Below are 17,717 nucleotides of genomic sequence, written 5' to 3' on the forward strand. Positions count from 1 at the left end.
CCTGGTCCGGGCGTACGCGAGGGGGCTCGGCCCCGATCGTGCGGCGAACCGCCCGGATCGCCGCCCCGCGCTCGTCACGGGAGGCTCCGCCCGGGCGGCGGAGTCGGGCGGTTCGCCTGCTCCGCGCCTTCGCCGCGCTGATGGCCGCGGCGGGCGTCCTGGTCGAAGATGCCCAGCAGCTCGCACGGCCCGCCCTCGGCGCCGATCGCGTGCGGGAGCATCGTGGGGAACTCCGCCGCCTGGTTCGTCTCGATCCGCAGGCGCCGGTTGCCCAGGAGCAGGATCGCGGTGCCGGAGAGGACGACGAGCCACTCGCGGCCCGGGTGCGCGCGCAGGCGTGAAGGATGGTCGGGCGGCGGCTCGGTCATGCGCTGACGGATGACGGTCATGCCGGGTTCCGCCTTGATGGGCCACCGCATCTGACCGTGCGCCCCGTCGATCATCGGGTGGGAGACGACGTCGTCGGATGCGGTCGCGACCAACTGGTCGAGGGAGGTGTCCAGGGCGCGGGCGAGCGTGACCAGCTGGTCCAGGGCCAGCCGGCGCCGGCCGTTCTCGATGCGGCTGAGCGTGGACTGACTGACCTTCGCGCGGCCGGCCAGCTCCTCCAGGGACCAGCCCTGGGCCACGCGCAGGGCGCGGATGCGTTTGCGTACCAGGCTGTCCAGCTCACCATCGTCTTGCGTCATAGGCATGAGACTATGCGATTGAGGCAAGGTTTGCGCGGAAGCCCTGATCCGACCACCCTGCTGTCGGCGTGCCACAACCATGGGTTGTGCCCACATAGGGTTCAGGGCGTGGACATCGAAGCCGTGCGCACGTTCGTCACCGTCGCGGACACCGGACAGTTCCAGGAAGCCGCCGTGGAGCTGCGCATCAGCCAGCAGGCCGTCTCCAAGCGCGTGGCGGGCCTGGAACGTGTGCTCGGGGTGACGTTGTTCGTCCGTACCGCCCGTGGAGCGCATCCCACTCCGGACGGGCAGGCGTTCCTGCCCCACGCCCGCGAGGTGCTGCGGGCCGTGGAGCGGGCCGCCGCCTCGGTACGTCCGGGGGACCGGGTGCTGCGCGTGGACGTGCTCCACCGGCGCATCGCCCCGGCGCTGGCCGTACGCGGCTTCTACCAGGCCCACCCCGGCACGGACCTGGATGTGGTGACGCTCGCGGACACGAACGTGACGGGGGCGGCCGAGGCGGTGCGGGCCGGCGAGATCGACGCGACCTTCCGCGCCGTTCCTGTGGGTGCGCTGCCCGACGGGATCAGTTCCGAACGCGTCCTGGACGATCCGTTGCAGCTCCTCGTCGGGCCGCGCCATCCGCTGGCCTCCGCCCGGTCGTTGGCCCCGGCGGACCTGGCCGGGCACCGGATCTGGATCCCGGGCATCAAGCAGGGCACCGAGTGGGCCGCCTACTACGACCGGCTGGCGGAGGACTTCGGTCTGCGCATCGACGCGGTCGGGCCCGACTTCGGGACCGAGGCGCTGATGGACTCGATCGCCGACTCCGCCGCGCTGGCCACACTCGTCGGCTCCCGGGACAGGTATGTGTGGCCGGCCGCGCATGACCTGCGGCGGATCCCGGTGGTGGGCCCGACGCCGGTCTATCCGCACGTGTTCCTGTACCGGACGGGCAACCCGCATCCGGTTCTGGCGGCGCTGCGCAGGTACCTCGTGCAGGTGCGGCCGAAGTCGCCGGCCGACGCCTGGACACCGGGCTGGGCTCGCTGACGCCCGTCGGCGGCTCCCCCTCCTCGACGGCCGTCGGCCCGTGTCGTGAGCGGCCTCGGCTCAGGGGCGTTGTGCGGGGACGGGTCGGAGTCCGGGCCAGCGGGCGAGCAGTTGCCGGCGCATGTCCGTGCAGAGAGTGCTCAGCCCGCTCAGGCCGTCGTGGCCGGCGGTCATACTTCCGACGACACCGAGCCGGTGGACGAGGCGCTGCCGGGCGGTCACCGTGCCCCATTTCCAGTCGCGGACCGGGATCCGGGCCAGGTGATCGGTGCCTGTGCGGTGGGCTCTTTGGACCAGGGCGTCTCCCCTGATCAGCCAGCCGGCGCAGGGGTCGGTGAGGTCGCCGTGGAGTTCGTCGCCGGTCTCGGCGCGCCATGCCGTGCGGTAGGCGGCCTCCGCCCGTTCCAGCAGCGGGGCGGGTGCCGAGGTGACACACCAGCAGGTCGGGAAACCGATGCGCAGGTAGGCGAGTTCCATCAGCCCGCTGCCCAGTGAGGCCTGTTCGAAGTCGATGAACCGGGTTCCGTCCGGGGTGTGCAGGTCGTTGCCGGGGCACGGGTCGCCGTGGAGCAGGGCGTGACCCGGCGCACGGGCGAGGCGGTGCACGAGGCCGTCGAGCTCCCCGGGCACTCCGGGAGGGACGGGAGCATCGAGGGCCGCGGCCAGCCGGAGGAAGGAGGCCGCGTCGGCCTCGTCCGGGCCCTGCCAGCGGGGCAGCACTCCGGTGTGCTCGGGGCGGGCGACGGCATGCAGCCGGGCCAGTGCCGCCGCGTAGTCCACGATCCAGTCGCCGGTGGGGTGGTGGTGGTCCAGATGTTCCAGGACCAGCACCCGGTCGCCGGGGGCGGTGCCCAGCAGTGCGGGTACCACGGCCGGATCGGCTCCTGCGGCGAGCCGCAACGCGGCCAGTTCACGGGCGTACCGCTCGTCGGCGTCGGCACCCTCGACGATCTGCTTCACCACCACGGGCGGCCCGGCCGTCTCCACCCGCCACACCCGTGAGCGCGGGCTGCTGCTCAGCCGTCGGGAGCGCCTCGGAGCGCCCAGCCCGGCCCGTAACTCGTCCCCCCACGGCAGCCGCGATCTCATGCGCCCATCGTCGCACGCGGGCCATGTCCTGATTGGTGCCGGAGGGGTACGCCGACGGTGGCTTCCCGGTGACGGGGCCACCCCGAGGGCATGAGTTCCGCGTCGTCCCCGGGGGCCCTTTCGGCCTCGCCGAGGAAGGGCGCGCGAAGTACCTCGGCCGACCGGCAGGCCGGGCCGCCTCGCAGGCCCTTGCGCTCTTCCTGGCCGCCTCGCGGGTTCAACCGCTCTTCCGGGCCGCCTCGCGGCGCTGCCGTTTGCCCAACGGCGCCCGGGAGAGGTCCTCGGCGGTGCTCCTGAGGTTCTTGTGGCCGTAGCCGCGTTCGGCCAGCCACGCCTTCGCGGCCGTCTCGGCGCGTTCGGTCGCTTCGAGGATGTCCTCCTCCGCCTCTCCCCCGTCCAGGTACCGGAACGTGAAGGCCGGTCGCGCGGCGAGGTCGTAGCTGAGGTTCCCCTCGGGGGTGAAGGCCGCGCGCAGGATGTCGTGCTCCCCGGCCCGGGCCAGGAGCTCGGCCCGCTGTTCGGGGGCGAGCCCGTCGAAGACACCACGGACCATGATGCGGAAGGTGTGAGTACTCATCCGGCGACCCTAATCAGCGGGATCGACGTCGCTCCACCGAGTTTCCCGCGACGCACCGCCGCTGCCGTATCAGCGCCGTACGGTGCGGCGTCGGCCCGGGCCCGAGCCCGTCGTCGGGCCCCGCGTTGCGGCAGGGGCGCGTCCGGCACGTACGGTACGGCAGGTGAATGAACCGCTCGAAGCCGTGACCGGCCCCCCTGCGGACGAACGCGTCCGGGCCACGACGACCCGCGTGTTCCTGGCGCTCGCCCCGCCCGACGACGCGAAGGACGAGCTGGCGCAGGCGCTGCGCCCGGCCTACGACGCCTACCCCCGGATGCGGTGGAACCGCATCGAGGACTGGCACATCACCCTGGCGTTCCTCGGTGAACTGCCGGTCGCCGCCGTCCCGCCCCTGATGCCTCCGCTCGCCGGGCTCGCGGCGGGGCGGCGGCCTCTGCGGCTGGCGCTGCACGGCGGCGGGCACTTCGACGAGCGGGTGCTGTGGACCGGGGTCACGGGGGACCTCGACGGGCTGCATCACCTCGCCACGGACGTACGCGCCCTCGTCAGGGAGTGCGGTGTGTCCTTCCCCGAGCGGCCGCTCCGGCCCCACCTGACTCTGGCCCGGTCCCGCCGGGGCGACCACGCGGCCACGGTGGCGGCCGCCGAAGGGCTCGCCGCGTTCGCCGGCCGGAGCTGGGAGGCCGGGCGCCTCCACCTGGTCGGCAGCAACATCGGCCGGGGTCCGGGGCCGATCCACTACCGCGACATCGACGCCTGGGACTTCCGCCACGGTGCGGGCGGGACCTGAACGGGCCTAAGGGCTGTCCCGCACTCAGCCGAGGACGAACGGGAGAACAGCTGCCCGTTCGCCCAATTCGCGCCTCTCTGTATCGGTCGGGGCCCGCCGCCCGGTGCCGACCAGCAGCACGTCCTCGTCGGTGAACGAGGAGGGGAACGCGATCCCGCCGATCCTCTCGATCATCTCGCGCGACCGGGCGAGCCCCTCCCGGGGCGGCCCCGCCGCGTCCGGGAGGTGCATGACCAGGTCGAGGTGGTGCAGAGTCCACTCCAGTACGTACGCGGAGAGGTAGTCGCCCGCGGTGAGGACCTCGCCGCAGGTGCCGACCCGAAGGTCAGGATCGGCGAGCCGGGCGGCGCGTCCGGCGGCGGAGCCCACGTCTTCGAGGTGAAACGTGAGCAGAGCCGGGTCCTCGTAGGCAGCGGCGAGTCGCACGGTCAGGGCGTCGAGCGGGTCGTCACCCGTCGGCGGAGTGCCGGAGACGGTCCAGTAGGTGAGCGCGTCCCTGGTCGGCTCCGTTCCGGCGGGCGTCGCCAAGGTGATCAGGACGTCCTGCGCGTCGATGATCAGGTGGCACACCAGGTCCCGCACGAGCCAGCCCGCACAGCCCGACGGCCGGTCGAAGTCCTCGGCGGGAAGTCCGACGGCCGTCGTGCGCAGCGCTGTCCACGAGCGCGAGAAGAGATCCACATCGGTAACGGTAGTGCGATGCCGGAACAGGCGCCGGGCCGTCGTCCGGTCTCACGCGGTTTCGTGCCGCGCGGGCCGGGCGTGCGTCAGCAGGAATTCGGTCGCCCGCGCGATGGCCTCGGCGGACGTGCTGTGCACGGCCTCCGACTCGTCCTCCTGCAGGTCCGCACCCGTGGCGGTGTACCACCAGGCGTCGGCGCCCGGATCGTGGTGAATGACGGCGTCCCCGCCCGCGTAGTGGAGCGGAATGGACTCGCTGGCCGACTTCTTGGGCACCGCGTGGGGCCACTTGAGGCGGGCCGACTGGCGCTTGATGCCACCCCAGGCCGCGCCGAGCTGCGCGTAACTGGATCCACCGCGTCCGGCGACGGTGGCCGCGCTCTCGGCCAGCCGGTCGACGGACCGCTTGGCCTCGTAGAGGGACCGCAGCATCGCCAGCTGAACGTCGGGCGCGGCCATGAGCGCGGCGTCGAAGGGCTTGCCGGCCGCGCGGTAGGCCGACGCGCGTGTCGAGATCCGTTCGGCCAGCGACCGGACCGCGGCGAGCACCTGCTCGTCCATGGCGAACGTGTCGTCGTCGCCGGGCTCGTTCCAGGCGGGGTCCACCGGGGTCAGGACCGTGGCCCAGAAGTTCTCATCGCTCTGGTCAGGGGTCGGGATCGCCTTCTCGTCATCCATGTGACAACCCTAACTGTCGCCAAACGGGTCGGCAATCATTCTTGTCGATGCGACGCATCGACAGCTTTGACTGTCGCTGCGATTTTCATAACTGTACCTTTCGTCAGGTACAGTTATGAAGATCGGAACGGTTCGCACAGTGAGGCTCACAAGGGATGACCATCAGCACGAAGCGGCGCTGGCTGCTCCTGACAGTGGTGAGCGCGGGGCTGCTGCTGATCACGCTGGACAACTCCATCCTGTACGCGGCCCTGCCGACCCTGGTGCAGGATCTCGGCGCGAGCAGCTCCGAGGGTCTCTGGATCATCAACGCCTACCCGGTCGTGATGGCCGGCCTGTTGCTGGGCAGCGGGACGCTCGGCGACCGGGTGGGGCACCGGCGGATGTTCCTGATCGGCCTCGTGGTCTTCGGTGCGGCATCGCTCGCCGCGGCGTTCTCCACCAGTCCGGAGGCCCTGATCGCCGCGCGGGCCTTCCTCGCCGTCGGGGCGGCCGCGATGATGCCCGCCACGCTCGCCCTGATCCGCGTCACCTTCGAGGACGAGCGCGAGCGCAACATGGCCATCGCGGTCTGGGGCACCATGGCGGTCGTCGGCAGCGCGCTGGGTCCGATCATCAGCGGGATCCTGCTGCAGCACTTCTGGTGGGGATCGGTCTTCATCATCAACATCCCGGTCGTCCTCGCAGCGATCGTGGCCACGCTGTACGTCGCTCCGCCGAACGACCCGGACCCGTCCAAGCGCTGGGACCTGGTCTCCTCGCTCCTGGCGCTCGTCGCCCTGGTCGGCCTCGTCATCGCGATCAAGGAGACGGCGAAGACCGACCCCGCTCCGGCCCTCATCGCCGCCGCGGTCCTCGCGGCCGCGATCGGCGGGTGGACGTTCGCCCGGCGCCAGCGCCGCCTGCCCTACCCCCTGCTGGACTTCGCGATCTTCCGCAACCGGGCCTTCCTCGCGGGGGTGCTGGCCGCCGGATTCGCCCTGTTCGCCATCGCCGGCATTCAGCTCGTCACCACCCAGCGCTTCCAGCTGGTGGAGGGCTTCACCCCGCTACGGGCCGGATTCCTCGTCGCGGCCGTCGCCGTGGGCGCGTTCCCCACGGCGATGCTCGGGGGCGCCGTCCTCCACCGGGTCGGGCTGCTGCCCCTCATCACCGGAGGTCTCGCCCTGGGCGCCGTCGGCACCGTGCTGGTGCTCATGAACTTCTCCACCAGCATGGGCCTGCTCGTCACCGGGCTGATCATCACCGGCGGCGGCCTCGGCGCGGCCATGTCCGTCGCGTCCAGCGCGATCATGGGCAATGTCCCGGCCCGCAGGGCGGGCATGGCCTCGTCCGTCGAGGAGGTCTCCTACGAGTTCGGAAGCCTGGTCGCGGTGGCCCTCCTCGGCAGTCTGCTGACCGCCGTGTACTCCGCGACCATCGAGCTCCCCACCGGGGTGTCCGAGCGTGCGCGCGACAGTCTCGACAGCGCGCTCGCCCTGGCCGGCGAAGGGGCGGAGACCAACAGCGCGCTGGTCACCGCCGCATCCGAGGCGTTCGACGGCGCGTACCTCGCCGTGATGATCGTGGTCGCCGCCGTCCTCGCCGTCGGCGCCCTCGCGACCGGCGTCCTGCTGCGCCGCCACGGCCCGGGCTCGGCGCTGTCCGGCCCCGTGCACCACTGAGTCCCGCACACCAACGACCCCACGGCACGGGAGCAACGCATGCGCACCAGCAAACGGACCCAGATCCTCGAAGCCGCCACCCGTGTCGTGCAGCGTGAAGGCGTCAAGAGCGTCACCTTCGACTCCGTCGCCGCGGAGGCCGGGCTGACGAAGGGCGGCCTCCTCTACCACTTCGCCTCGCGCGACGACCTCGTCCAGGCGATCCACCAGCATCTGGCCGACCGATGGGAAGCCGACCTGGTCGCGGCGGCCGGGAAGCCCTCGGCCGAGGCCACCCGGCAGGAACGGCTCGCCGCCTATACCCGGGTCGCCATCCAGAGCGCCACGCGGGCCGAGCTGCTGCTCATGCTGGAAGGATCGACGAACACCGCGCACGCGGCCGTGTGGGAAGCCGTTACGGAACGGTGGGCGCCGTCCGCGGCCTCGGCGGCCGACGATCCGGCCGCGCTCGACCGGTTCGTCGTCCGCCTCGCGGCCGACGGTCTGTGGCTGTACGAATCCCTGACCTCGGAGCGACTGGATCCCGCGCTGCGGCGGGCGGTCGCCGACCGCATCGCCGACGTCCTGGCCCACCGCGAGAGCTGATCACCGGGCACGGGTTCGCCGGCTCCAGCCGCTCCGTCGCGGCGCGGAGTCGCTTCCGGCCGGGCTCCGGCCCCCGACGGATAAGTACCGGACCCCCGAAGGCTCAGTAGGCGTCGGCAGCCTCGCCCAGGGCAGTGGTGAGACGGCCCAGGACTTCCTGCAGCCCGAGAACCTCGTCCAGGGACAGGCCCGTGGCGGCCAGCACGCCACGGGGGACGGACAGCGCGCGGTCGCGCAGTCGCGCGCCCTCGTCGGTCAGGTCGATCACGACGGAGCGTTCGTCCTCGCGGCTGCGTTCGCGCCGGACCAGTCCGGCGGTCTCCAGACGCTTCAGCAGCGGCGAGAGCGTCCCGGAGTCCAGATGGAGGCGCTCCCCGATGTCCTTGACCGGCTGGGGACCGTGCTCCCACAGGACCAGCATGACCAGGTACTGCGAGTAGGTGAGCCCCAGGTCCTTGAGTGCCTGCCGGTAGAAGCCGCCGAACGCGCGCGACGCGGCGTGCAGCGAGAAGCAGACCTGGTGGTCCAGTCGCAGCAGCTCCGTGTCGGGAACGTCGGAGAGATCGGGCGAGGCGCCCGGAGCGGTGGTCATGAGAACCAGCGTACCGCCGGCCGCACCATTGAGTTGTGCACAACTTAGTTGTGTGCAATCTTTATGTCTGTCGCCGCGACCATCCCGGTCGGGGCTCCAGTGGAGGGTCACCCATGGACGCGTTGTACACCGCCGCCGCCACCGCCAACGGCCGCGAGGGCCGTGCCGTGAGCTCGGACGGTCAGATCGACCTCCCCCTCGCCATGCCGCCGGCCCTCGGCGGCAACGGCCGGGGCACCAACCCCGAGCAGCTCTTCGCCGCCGGCTACGCGGCCTGTTTCGCCAGCGCGATGGCCGCGGTCGGCCGCGAGATGAAGGTCGACACGAAGGACGCCTCCGTGACCGCCGAGGTCTCCATCGGCAAGGAAGGCGACGGCTTCGGGCTCGCGGTGGTCATGCGCGTGGAACTCCCGGACTCCCTCGCGGGCGAGGCCGGCCGGAAGCTGGTCGAGGCCACCCACGCCTACTGCCCGTACTCCAAGGCCACCCGGGGAAACATCGACGTCGAGCTGGTCATCGAGTAGTCACCCACTCCGGTCCGGTCGCCCCACCTCGCCGCACGCCCGCCCCGGCCCCCGCCGTTCTCGCGGCGGGGGCCGGCCGGGAAGGCGCCTTCGGCCCGGCCCCCGCGCATCAGGGCGTCACCCCTTCAAGCGGGTCAGCACCGCGCCCACCGCACGGTGCACGGCCTCGCGCGCCCCGTCGGTCGGGTCGAGCGTCTCGAAGCCGTGCCGCCCCTCCGGTACGTCGATGACCTCGACGTTCGCACCGCAGCGGGCGGCCTCGGCCAGGAACTCCTCGACGGTGGCGGCGATATCGGCACTCTCGCGTTCCGCCCGGACCAGCACGACGGGAAGACGGCCGGCCCGGGAGACCGCTCGGACCGGGTGGAAACGGCTGCCGCCCAGTCCCCAGCTCGGCATCGGCGCGAGGATCGGGTAGTTCGCGGCCACGCAGCGCAGCCACGCCGGGGGGTTCGTCAGCCAGTCCGCCACGATCGGGCCGCCGCCCGAGAAGAACCACAGGGCGACCCGGTCCGCGTCCACCCGTGGATCGGCGCGCACCCGCTCCACCGCGTCGGCCACGTCCGCGGCGGCCACCTCGTAGTCGGTCACGGCGTGCAGGCGGTGGTCGAGCGTCACGCCCACGGCTCCCTGTCCCGCGACGAGGCGCGCGTACCCCGTCAGGGTCGGCCAGTCCCGGGGCGTGGGCCGTGCCTCGGCGGGCACCGGTCCGCCGTGCACGAACACCACGGCCGGGTGCGGGCCCGGACCGTCCGGCAGGTACAGGTCGGTGTTCCCGGCCCGTTCGCGGGGCCGTTCGGGCACGTCGAGGAGGAACGGCCGCAGATGGGCCGGCGTATGGGCAGCGTCGGCAACGGTCAGCCGGTGTCCGCCGCCGGCCGCCGCCTCGATCAGGGTCCCGGCCAGCGCGGCGGGGCAGGACAGCATCGGCCAGTGTCCGGTGGGCAGTTCGAAGAAGGGCACCCGGGCCTCGGCCAGGGACCGGACAGCGGGATCGCCGACGTCCACCAGGATCTGGAGCACCTCGACGCCCGGACCGTTGCCGGTGCACAGCACCCCGGTCACGGGCACCTCGGCCACGGCTCCGGTGAGCCGCAGCGGCTGGAGCAGCGTGCCCAGCGGCTGCGGCGCCGCGAGGGCGGTGAGCCCGTCGAGCGCCGCGTCGGAGAGGCCCGCGGTGCTCCCCCAGCGGGACCACCCGTCCCGGGGCGGGGGCGGCAGCTCGCCTCCCGCACCCCGCTCCCCTCCTCCGGCGGCGCGCTCCACCACCTCGTCGCGCACGAGCTGGTCGGGCACGGCGGCCAGGGCGGGCACTCCGTCCCTCGGCATCCCGGCGTCCAGGTGGACGATCCGTGCGATCGCCCCTGCCCTCCGGTCGGCCGCGCCGAGCACCGGGTGGATCCCGTAGTCGTGGCCGACGAGCACGATCTCCCGGCCGGCCTCCGCCGCCACCGCGTCGATCACCGCCAGCACGTCCGCGACATGGGTCTCCAGGTCGACGGTTTCGCCGGGGTCTCCGGGGCGGCCGCCGAGTCCGGTGAGCGCCACCGTTCGTACCTCGGCGCCGTCCGCGGTCAGCCGGGCGGCGGTGTCCCGCCACACGTGCGGTCCGGTGAACGCCCCGGCCACCAGGATGAATACGGTCATGGTCCCTCCTCGTCACGGTGTCTCCCGCGCACCGGCCCGATCTCCCGGCAGCGCTCGCCGGTACCGTAGGAACTCCCCCTGGTGGAGGTTCAAGTGTTCTCGTCGTACGACGGTCTGTGCACCATCGGCGAACTGGCCGAGCACGCGGGCGTGAGCGTCAAGACCGTCCGCTTCTATTCGGACCGGGGGCTGCTGCCGGAGGCGTCCCGCAGCGCCGGCGGACACCGCAGGTACGCCCCGGAGGCCGTGGAGCGGCTGGGCATGATCCGCTCCCTGCGCGGCCTCGACGTGTCGGTTCCCGAGGTGCGCCGCATCCTCGACGAGCAGGACGACGGGGCCGGGGCGGGCGGCGCGTTGGAGGATGCCGTGGCCGGCCGGCTGCGCTCCCTGGGGTCCGAACTGGCCGCGCTGCGCTGGAGGGAGGCCGCGCTCAGGCTGGTGCAGGAGAGCCCGCCGGCCGAACGGCCCGGCCGGCTGCGGCTGGTCGGTGCGGTCGCCGCCCCGCCGAGCACCGCCTCGCTGGCCCGTTTCTGGCGTTCGTGGCTGCCGCCCCGCATGCCCGCCCGGTCCGTCACCGCGTTCCTGGAGGCGGCGGTGCCGCATCCGCCCGAGGACCCCCGCCCGGCCCAGGTGCTCGCCTTCGCCCGGCTGCACGCCTACGTGACCCGTCCGTGCGGCGGCGGGGGCGGCGGCTCCTGCCAGCCCCGGGCGCACGGCGTCGCGGGGGCCCGGGCTTCGGCCGTGCTGTACGCGGGTCTCGCCGAGGCGTACGAACTGGCGGGCGGGGAGCTGCGGCGCGGTGCGGAGCCCTGTCCCGGTGAGGCGCTGGACGGGTTCGTGGACGCGTACGCGAGCACGTACGGCGCCCACGACACGTCCGCCTTCCGCCGTGTGCTGGCGGGCCGGCTCGCAACCGATCCGCGCATCGACCGGTACTGGGACCTGACGGCCGAGGTGATCAGCGATCCCGGCGGCCGTCCCGAGCCGACCCCGGGCTCCGCGCACGACTGGCTCCTGGCGGCCCTGGACACGCAGTTGGGGACGACGGCCGGCCGCGGCGGTGCGCTGGGCGTGGCCCCGGGTGAGGGGCCGGACGTACCGGATCGGGCGCGGGCCGTTTCACCCCGGTGAGCGGGGCCGTTCCCGGTCCGCGACCGCCTCGATCAGGAACTCCCGCAGGGCCAGGGCCGCCGGGAGCGGCGCGTCGGGCAGCGCCACGTGCACGGTCCGACGCAGGGTGGGGTCGGTGAGGGGGCGCAGGACGAGTTCGCCGGGGACCGCCGGCGCCGCCAGCGAGGGGACCAGGGCCACGCCGAGCCCGGCGACCGCGTAGCCGAACTTGCCCGCCCACCCGGCGATCCGCATGACTTTTCCCGGGGTGAAGCCCGCGCGGGCGCAGGCGTCGGCGAGCGTCGTGGGTCGATCGCCGTACGCGCTCTGGATCCAGGTCTCGTCGCGGAGTTCGTACAGGTCGACGGCTTCGGCCCCGGCCAGGCGGTGTCGGCGCGGGAGGGCGACGAGCAGGTCGTCCTCGCACAGTACGGTGGTCGTGATCCCGTCGGCCGAGGGCAGGCCGTAGGGGTAGTCGCTCACGACGGCGAGGTCCAGCGTTCCGTCCGCGAGCTGCCGCATCAGCGTGCCGGTCGGGCTCTCGGCGGCCACAACGTCGATCCCCGGCCGGGCGTCCTTGAGGGCACGCAGCGCGGTCGGCAGGAGTGCGATGTTGGCGGTGGCGAACGCGCCCGCGTGCAGGGGCCCGCCGTCCCCGGCGTGCAGCACGGTCAGGTCCCGCTCGGCCCGGGCCAGGCGGTCGAGCACGTCCACGGCGTGCCGGTGCAGCACCCGCCCCGCGGGGGTGAGCCGTACGCCGCGCGGCAGGCGTACGAGCAGCGGCCCGCCCGCCCGGAGTTCCAGCGCGGCGATCCGCCGGGACACCGCGGACTGCGTGTAGTTGAGCCGGGCCGCCGCCCGGGTGAACGATCCGGTCTCGGCCACGGTGACGAGCAACCGCAGCGATTCGTTCTCCCACATGTCTTCCTCCTGGCCGCCGCGCTCGTCGCCCGGACACCGGCATCCTCCCCGATCGCATTCCGGTCGCGCATGGGTCCCCCGCGATTCGGTCGCTGGTGTCATGCCCCGGGCAGCCATAGCGTCGGTTGCGCGGCGGCGCCGAGGGGCGGTCGCGCGGCCGTCCGTGCCCGCCGCTCGCTCAGCCGGGGGACACGCGGACCCCGTGGCTTCGATTCAGAGAAGGCGGTTCATCGTGCGACAGACCCGGAGCGGGCCGGAGTTGGGGCAGCGGATCGGCACGTACCACGCCGTGGGGCTCGCGGGCGCGCTCGCCCAGTTCGCGGTGCGGACCATCACGCTGCTGGTGGTCGTCCTGATCGTCCTGCTGGTGTGGATCAGGCCCAACTCCGCGCTGCTCAAGGGCAGCGTGGCCGCGGCCGTGGTGCTCGTCCTGTTCGGCCTGCGGCTGGTGTGGCGCTTCGTCACCGCGCGGTGCGGCGGCAACCGGTGCAGGCTGCACCAGGGGGGTATCGCCGTCACCGGCCCGCTCGGCGGGGTGCGGGACGCGGTGGTGTGGCGGGAGGTGACCGGTCTGCGCAGGACGAGCAGCGCCTCCCTCCTCATGGCCTTCCACCGCGTCGAGGTCGAACGGCGGGGCGCGCCGCCGCTCACCTTCACGGCGCTGGGGCTCGAACCCGCCGTGATCGGGGTCCTGTTGAGGCTCGCCGCACGCAACGGCCTGGAGTAGCCGCCCGGCGGCCCGGTCGCGGTGGTCGACCTGCGGCGTGGCCGCCCGGCCCGGTCGCGGTGGTCAGCCCGCGGCGCACGGGCCGAAGCGCTCGGGGTCGAGCGTCGCCAGCAGTGAGGTGACCACGAGGTCGGTCGATGCGGCCATGTCCACGGATTCCGGCGACAGGAGCCACTGGACCTGCAGGCCGTCCATGACCGCGATGATGGCGTTGGCCGCGTTGTCGGTCAGGTCCGCCCGGTCGGCGGGCGGTTCGCAGGCCTCGCGCAGGGCGTCGGCGACGAAAGCGCGCAGCCCGTGGTAGCGGTCGCGGAAGTACTCCTGGGCGGGGTGGTCGTCGGTGACGGACTCCGCCGAGAGCACCGCGTACAGCCGGACGATGCCCTCGCGCTCCGCGTTGCGCAGTGCGGTGTTCACCAGGTGGCGCAGGAAGTCCAGCCCCTGGGGGCGGTCGGGGCCGAGGTGCTCGATGTCCCGCTGGTCACGCAGTTCGAGCACGCTGGTGAGGAGAAGGGCCTTGGAGCGGAAGTAGTGCAGCACGCCCGCCTGTGTGAGGCCGACCCGGTCCGCGATCTCGGCGAGCGAGGCGTTGTTGTAACCACGGGCAGCGAAGGTGTCCATGGCGATGGCCAGGATGTCCTGTTGTCGCTGCCGGGCTTCCGGGCTGCGCGGCGTACGGGGTTTGGCCGGACTGCGCGTCGGTCTGCCCACTGACTGGTTGCTCACCGGTTCAGCTTAAGCCTGCCGGAGCCCGGTGAAGATCTTCCGGGCGGCGGGGAAGAACACCGGGACAGACTACTTACTAACCACTTAGTGAGTGTGCTTTCATGCCGTTGTCCCGCCCTCTTGTGACCGGCACACCCGGAGCGAGGCGTCCGCCGCGCCCTCCGTCGGCCGGGGTGCAACCTGTCAGCAGGTACGAACCCAAGGAGAGCCGCAACCATGCCAAGCTCCACTCCCCCGCACCGGAGAGCGCGCGCGGCAGCCGCCGCACTCGTCATGGCCGTCGCCGCACTCGGCGTCAACGGCGCCGTCGGAACCGCCCGGGCGGCCGACCCCGCCGCACAGGTGTGGGTCACCACTCCCGACGGCTCCAAGAAGCTCGCCCCGGAAGGGAGCATCCCCTTCACCGGGAGCCCGCAGGCGGTCGACATCCGCATCGACGCCGCCGACAAGGGCCAGAAGTTCACCGGTGCCGGAGCCTCGGTGACGGGCGCCTCCGCCCATCTCCTCCAGAGCCTCCCCCAGGCCCAACGCACCGCGGTGCTGAAGTCCCTCTTCTCCGCGGAGGGCGACGGGATCGGGCTCAACTACCTGCGCCAGCCCCTGGGCAGCACCGACTTCGACGCGGACGGCAACGCGTACACGTACGAGGACACCCGGGGCGCCTTCTCCATCGACCGGGACCGGAGCCGGATCGTCCCGGTCCTGAAGCAGGCCACCGCCATCAACCCCGCCATCCGCTTCATGGGCTCCCCCTGGTCGCCCCCGGCCTGGATGAAGACCAACAACTCGCTCAACGGCGGCAGTCTGCGGACCGAGCACTACCAGACGTACGCCGACTACCTCGTCAAGGCGATCAAGGCGTACGGCCAGGAGGGCATCGCCCTCACCGACCTCACGGCGCAGAACGAGCCGGAATTCGCGACCAGTTACCCGTCCATGAGCATGACCTCGGCCCAGCAGGCGGACTTCCTGCGGGTCCTGGACAGGGCGCTCACCGCGGCGAACCTGCCGACCAACATCCTGGCGTACGACCACAACTGGGACCATCCGAACTACCCGCTCGACGTGTTCGCACGGACGGGCGGCATCCAGCGGATCATCGGCGCCGCGTTCCACTGCTACGGCGGAGCGCCCTCGGCGCAGAAGCAGATCGCCGACGCCGGGAAGCGGGTCTTCTTCACGGAGTGCTCGGGCACCGACAGTGCGAACCCGGCCACGACGTTCGGCGACACGCTCAAGTGGCACACCGAGAACCTCGTCGTGCAGAACATGCGCAACGGGGGTGAGACGGTCATCAACTGGAACCTCGCCCTCGATCGGAACGGCGGCCCCCACCAGGGTCACTGCACCAACCGCTGCAACGGCATCGTCGAGATCGACGGCGGCCAGGTCACCCGCAACGCCGAGTTCTACGTCCTGGGCCATGTCGCCAAGTTCGTCAAGGCGGGCGCGGTCCGGATCGGCTCCACCAGCCAGGGCGCCGGAGGGGTGCAGAACGTCGCCTTCCAGAACAGCGACGGCAGCCGCGCGGCCGTGGTCGTCAACACCGCTTCCGGAGCGCAGCGGTTCTCGCTGACCGACAACGGGAAGTCGCTCGCGTACACCCTGCCCGCCGGGGCCGTCGCCACCTTCACCTGGGACGGCAGCGGCGGTACGACGGAGCCGCCCGTGGGCTCCATCGACCCCGCCGCGTGGTACCAGGTGCGGAACGCCAACAGCGGGGCCTGCCTCGACGCGGCCGACGGGGGTACGGCCGACGGCACGGCGTTGCAGCAGTGGGCCTGCGGGACCGGGGTCAACCAGGGCTGGCAGTTCAGGCCGACCGACGGCGGCCACTACCAGGTGGTGAACCGGCACAACGCCAAGGCCTGGGACGTCGACGGCGGTTCCGGGGCGACCGCCGACGGCACCAAGGTGCACCTGTGGTCCTACGAGGGCGGCCTCAACCAGCAGTGGCGGCCGGAGGCCCTGGCCGCCGGCGGGCAGTACCGCTTCGTCGCCCGCCACAGCGGCTCGTGCCTGAGTGTCGACAACTCCTCGAAGGCCGACGGGGCCGGGCTCTCGCAGCAGCCCTGCTCCGGCTCCCCGGCCCAGGCGTTCACCCTGACCCGCTGACGCGGGCGACCGGGACCGCGGCGGCTCTCCGTACAGGGGGAGCCGCCGCGGTGCGCGTTCTCGGCGGCTCTCCCGTCCGGCGGGCCGCCGCCCCGGCGCGGGTCAGGCGTGCCGTGCCAGCCAGTCGGTGTAGCGGGTGGGGGCGATGCGGGCGTCGCCCTTCGGGGTGAGGACGTCGCCGTTGACCGCGGCGAACATTCCGGCGGTGTCGTCGGTGGTCACCGAGCGGCTGTCGCCCTTGGCGCGGAGCGTGATGAGCCCCAGTTCGTCCAGCGGGTAGGCGTCGGGCCCGGCGAGGTCGACGGTGCCCCGGAGCGGTGCGCCGGCCGCGACCTCGGCGACCGTGGCGGCGACGTCGGCGGCGGCGACCGGCTGGAGCCGGGTACGCGGGAGGCGGACGGTGTCGTCGTCGGAGGTCCAGGAGAGGACGGCGTCCATGAACTCCATGAACTGCGTGGCGCGAACGATGGAGTACGGCACGGGGCCGGCCCGCAGGATCTCCTCCTGGAGCGTCTTGGCCCGATAGTAGTCCAGTTCGGGCACCTGGTCGACCCCGACGATCGACAGGACGACGAAGTGCCCGACGTCCGCCTTCCGTGCGGCGGCGACGAGGTTGTCCATCGAGGTACGGAAGAACGTCGGCGAGGCGTCGTCGAACGTCGGCGAGTTGGTCAGGTTGACGACCACGTCCGCACCGGCGAGGGCGGCCTCCAGCCCTTCGCCGGTGATCACGTCCACCCCGGTGGACAGGGAGTGGGGTACTGCGCGGTGACCGGCCGCGTCGAGATCCCGCACCACCTGGGATCCGATCAGCCCGGTTCCGCCGATGACGGCAATGTGCATGGCCCTGCCCTTCCTCGATCACGCGTCCCGTCCGGCTCCGGGGGCGTCGCCGCACCCCGCACCAAACGCGGACATCTTCTATCCGAGATGCTACTCGGACATCTCCTATCCGGGTACACGGCGCCGTGGAATAGAGTGAAGAAGTGAAAATGTCTGGTGGCGTCGAGTGGGCACTGCACTGCTGCGTCGTGCTGACCTCGACGGAAGAACCCGCGCCGGCCGCGCGCCTGGCGGAGCTGCACGACGTCTCGCCCAGCTATCTCGCCAAGCAGTTGCAGGCCCTGTCGCGAGCCGGACTCGTCCAGTCGGTCCAGGGCAAGTCGGGCGGCTACGTCCTCACCCGCCCGCCGGCGCTCATCACCGTGCTCGACGTCGTCGAGGCGGTCGACGGCCCCGGGCCCGCCTTCGTCTGCACCGAGATCCGGCAGCGCGGCCCGATGGCCACTCCGCCGGAGGCCTGCACCACCCCCTGCGCGATCAACCGCGCCATGGGCCGGGCCGAGGCCGCCTGGCGCGACGCCCTCCGCTCGGTCACCGTCGCCGACCTCGCCACCGATGTCACCTCCGACTACGGACCCGGCGCGCTGGGCAGGATCAGCTCCTGGTTGAACCCGGCCGACACCTAGGGCGTGGTGCGGAAGTCCCGCCTGCCCGGCGACGCCTGTCACGCACGCCCGCCGCCGACACCGACCGGATCGGGCGCGCCGCACCGCACCCACAC

At 72.6% G+C, this 17,717-nt stretch carries 19 protein-coding genes; 9 read left to right on the top strand and 10 right to left on the bottom strand.

What is annotated here, in order from left to right; genetic code table 11:
• Positions 1–74: 74 nt before the first annotated feature.
• On the bottom strand, positions 75–689 hold the full coding sequence (locus IE272_RS26350; protein WP_190008297.1) for a helix-turn-helix domain-containing protein: 615 nt from the start codon (positions 687–689) through the stop codon (positions 75–77).
• A gap of 108 nt (positions 690–797) precedes the next feature.
• Between IE272_RS26350 and IE272_RS26355 the strand changes: the two genes are divergently transcribed.
• Positions 798–1,724, top strand: a complete 927-nt coding sequence (locus tag IE272_RS26355; protein WP_050363049.1) for a LysR family transcriptional regulator — start codon at positions 798–800, stop codon at positions 1,722–1,724.
• Between the two features lie 60 nt (positions 1,725–1,784).
• Here the strand turns inward: IE272_RS26355 and IE272_RS26360 are convergent, their stop codons facing one another.
• A complete protein-coding gene (locus IE272_RS26360) occupies positions 1,785–2,813 on the bottom strand; it encodes an aminoglycoside phosphotransferase family protein (protein ID WP_190008299.1) in 1,029 nt (342 codons plus the stop codon).
• Positions 2,814–3,030: 217 nt separating this feature from the next.
• Entirely contained in the window at positions 3,031–3,390 is a 360-nt protein-coding gene (locus tag IE272_RS26365) for a DUF6204 family protein (protein ID WP_050363051.1), read from the bottom strand.
• Between the two features lie 163 nt (positions 3,391–3,553).
• On the opposite strand from IE272_RS26365, the gene thpR reads away from it, so the two are divergent.
• A complete protein-coding gene (gene thpR / locus IE272_RS26370) occupies positions 3,554–4,183 on the top strand; it encodes an RNA 2',3'-cyclic phosphodiesterase (RefSeq protein ID WP_050363052.1) in 630 nt (209 codons plus the stop codon).
• Positions 4,184–4,207: 24 nt separating this feature from the next.
• On the opposite strand, the gene IE272_RS26375 is transcribed toward thpR, so the two are convergent.
• Together IE272_RS26375 and IE272_RS26380 are read right to left on the bottom strand one after the other, a co-directional pair.
• Positions 4,208–4,864 carry a maleylpyruvate isomerase N-terminal domain-containing protein gene (locus IE272_RS26375; protein ID WP_050363053.1) on the bottom strand — a complete coding sequence of 219 codons (657 nt, stop codon included), beginning with the start codon at positions 4,862–4,864 and terminating at the stop codon, positions 4,208–4,210.
• A gap of 51 nt (positions 4,865–4,915) precedes the next feature.
• Positions 4,916–5,542, bottom strand: a complete 627-nt coding sequence (locus tag IE272_RS26380; protein ID WP_050363054.1) for a hypothetical protein — start codon at positions 5,540–5,542, stop codon at positions 4,916–4,918.
• Between the two features lie 155 nt (positions 5,543–5,697).
• Between IE272_RS26380 and IE272_RS26385 the strand changes: the two genes are divergently transcribed.
• Entirely contained in the window at positions 5,698–7,206 is a 1,509-nt protein-coding gene (locus IE272_RS26385; RefSeq protein WP_050363055.1) for an MFS transporter, read from the top strand.
• A gap of 39 nt (positions 7,207–7,245) precedes the next feature.
• Positions 7,246–7,791, top strand: a complete 546-nt coding sequence (locus tag IE272_RS26390) for a TetR/AcrR family transcriptional regulator (protein WP_050363056.1) — start codon at positions 7,246–7,248, stop codon at positions 7,789–7,791.
• Between the two features lie 103 nt (positions 7,792–7,894).
• On the opposite strand, the gene IE272_RS26395 is transcribed toward IE272_RS26390, so the two are convergent.
• Positions 7,895–8,383 (bottom strand): MarR family winged helix-turn-helix transcriptional regulator, encoded by a 489-nt coding sequence (locus tag IE272_RS26395; protein WP_050363057.1) that lies wholly within the window; start codon positions 8,381–8,383, stop codon positions 7,895–7,897.
• A 113-nt stretch (positions 8,384–8,496) separates the two neighbouring features.
• On the opposite strand from IE272_RS26395, the gene IE272_RS26400 reads away from it, so the two are divergent.
• On the top strand, positions 8,497–8,907 hold the full coding sequence (locus IE272_RS26400; protein WP_073960568.1) for an Ohr family peroxiredoxin: 411 nt from the start codon (positions 8,497–8,499) through the stop codon (positions 8,905–8,907).
• Positions 8,908–9,024: 117 nt separating this feature from the next.
• On the opposite strand, the gene IE272_RS26405 is transcribed toward IE272_RS26400, so the two are convergent.
• Positions 9,025–10,554 carry an alpha/beta hydrolase gene (locus tag IE272_RS26405; RefSeq protein ID WP_190008301.1) on the bottom strand — a complete coding sequence of 510 codons (1,530 nt, stop codon included), beginning with the start codon at positions 10,552–10,554 and terminating at the stop codon, positions 9,025–9,027.
• Between the two features lie 93 nt (positions 10,555–10,647).
• Between IE272_RS26405 and IE272_RS26410 the strand changes: the two genes are divergently transcribed.
• On the top strand, positions 10,648–11,685 hold the full coding sequence (locus IE272_RS26410) for a helix-turn-helix domain-containing protein (protein WP_190008452.1): 1,038 nt from the start codon (positions 10,648–10,650) through the stop codon (positions 11,683–11,685).
• On the opposite strand, the gene IE272_RS26415 is transcribed toward IE272_RS26410, so the two are convergent.
• Entirely contained in the window at positions 11,674–12,585 is a 912-nt protein-coding gene (locus IE272_RS26415) for a LysR family transcriptional regulator (protein WP_098891475.1), read from the bottom strand. The two genes, IE272_RS26410 and IE272_RS26415, sit on opposite strands and share 12 nt — an antisense overlap.
• Before the next feature lie 232 nt (positions 12,586–12,817).
• Between IE272_RS26415 and IE272_RS26420 the strand changes: the two genes are divergently transcribed.
• Positions 12,818–13,312, top strand: coding sequence for a hypothetical protein (locus tag IE272_RS26420; RefSeq protein WP_229897680.1), 495 nt, complete (start codon positions 12,818–12,820; stop codon positions 13,310–13,312).
• A 63-nt stretch (positions 13,313–13,375) separates the two neighbouring features.
• On the opposite strand, the gene IE272_RS26425 is transcribed toward IE272_RS26420, so the two are convergent.
• Entirely contained in the window at positions 13,376–14,038 is a 663-nt protein-coding gene (locus IE272_RS26425; RefSeq protein WP_268254204.1) for a TetR/AcrR family transcriptional regulator, read from the bottom strand.
• 216 nt (positions 14,039–14,254) lie between these two features.
• Here IE272_RS26425 and IE272_RS26430 point away from each other — a divergent pair, with 216 nt between their 5' ends.
• On the top strand, positions 14,255–16,153 hold the full coding sequence (locus IE272_RS26430) for an RICIN domain-containing protein (protein WP_190008303.1): 1,899 nt from the start codon (positions 14,255–14,257) through the stop codon (positions 16,151–16,153).
• 102 nt (positions 16,154–16,255) lie between these two features.
• On the opposite strand, the gene IE272_RS26435 is transcribed toward IE272_RS26430, so the two are convergent.
• Positions 16,256–16,996, bottom strand: a complete 741-nt coding sequence (locus IE272_RS26435; RefSeq protein WP_190008305.1) for an SDR family oxidoreductase — start codon at positions 16,994–16,996, stop codon at positions 16,256–16,258.
• A 149-nt stretch (positions 16,997–17,145) separates the two neighbouring features.
• Between IE272_RS26435 and IE272_RS26440 the strand changes: the two genes are divergently transcribed.
• On the top strand, positions 17,146–17,622 hold the full coding sequence (locus IE272_RS26440) for an RrF2 family transcriptional regulator (RefSeq protein ID WP_190008307.1): 477 nt from the start codon (positions 17,146–17,148) through the stop codon (positions 17,620–17,622).
• The last annotated feature ends 95 nt before the right edge of the window (positions 17,623–17,717 follow it).

This window comes from Streptomyces anulatus (assembly GCF_014650675.1).
Taxonomy (GTDB): Bacteria; Actinomycetota; Actinomycetes; order Streptomycetales; family Streptomycetaceae; genus Streptomyces; species Streptomyces anulatus.

Coding starts and splice junctions, on each gene's coding strand:
- IE272_RS26440 (WP_190008307.1), top strand. CDS start 17,146: ATGTCTGGTGGCGTCGAGTGGGCACTGCACTGCTGCGTCGTGCTGACC.
- IE272_RS26385 (WP_050363055.1), top strand. CDS start 5,698: ATGACCATCAGCACGAAGCGGCGCTGGCTGCTCCTGACAGTGGTGAGC.
- IE272_RS26365 (WP_050363051.1), bottom strand. CDS start 3,390: ATGAGTACTCACACCTTCCGCATCATGGTCCGTGGTGTCTTCGACGGG.
- IE272_RS26350 (WP_190008297.1), bottom strand. CDS start 689: ATGACGCAAGACGATGGTGAGCTGGACAGCCTGGTACGCAAACGCATC.
- IE272_RS26400 (WP_073960568.1), top strand. CDS start 8,497: ATGGACGCGTTGTACACCGCCGCCGCCACCGCCAACGGCCGCGAGGGC.
- IE272_RS26360 (WP_190008299.1), bottom strand. CDS start 2,813: ATGAGATCGCGGCTGCCGTGGGGGGACGAGTTACGGGCCGGGCTGGGC.
- IE272_RS26390 (WP_050363056.1), top strand. CDS start 7,246: ATGCGCACCAGCAAACGGACCCAGATCCTCGAAGCCGCCACCCGTGTC.
- IE272_RS26380 (WP_050363054.1), bottom strand. CDS start 5,542: ATGGATGACGAGAAGGCGATCCCGACCCCTGACCAGAGCGATGAGAAC.
- IE272_RS26395 (WP_050363057.1), bottom strand. CDS start 8,383: ATGACCACCGCTCCGGGCGCCTCGCCCGATCTCTCCGACGTTCCCGAC.
- IE272_RS26430 (WP_190008303.1), top strand. CDS start 14,255: ATGCCAAGCTCCACTCCCCCGCACCGGAGAGCGCGCGCGGCAGCCGCC.
- IE272_RS26415 (WP_098891475.1), bottom strand. CDS start 12,585: ATGTGGGAGAACGAATCGCTGCGGTTGCTCGTCACCGTGGCCGAGACC.
- IE272_RS26435 (WP_190008305.1), bottom strand. CDS start 16,996: ATGCACATTGCCGTCATCGGCGGAACCGGGCTGATCGGATCCCAGGTG.
- IE272_RS26405 (WP_190008301.1), bottom strand. CDS start 10,554: ATGACCGTATTCATCCTGGTGGCCGGGGCGTTCACCGGACCGCACGTG.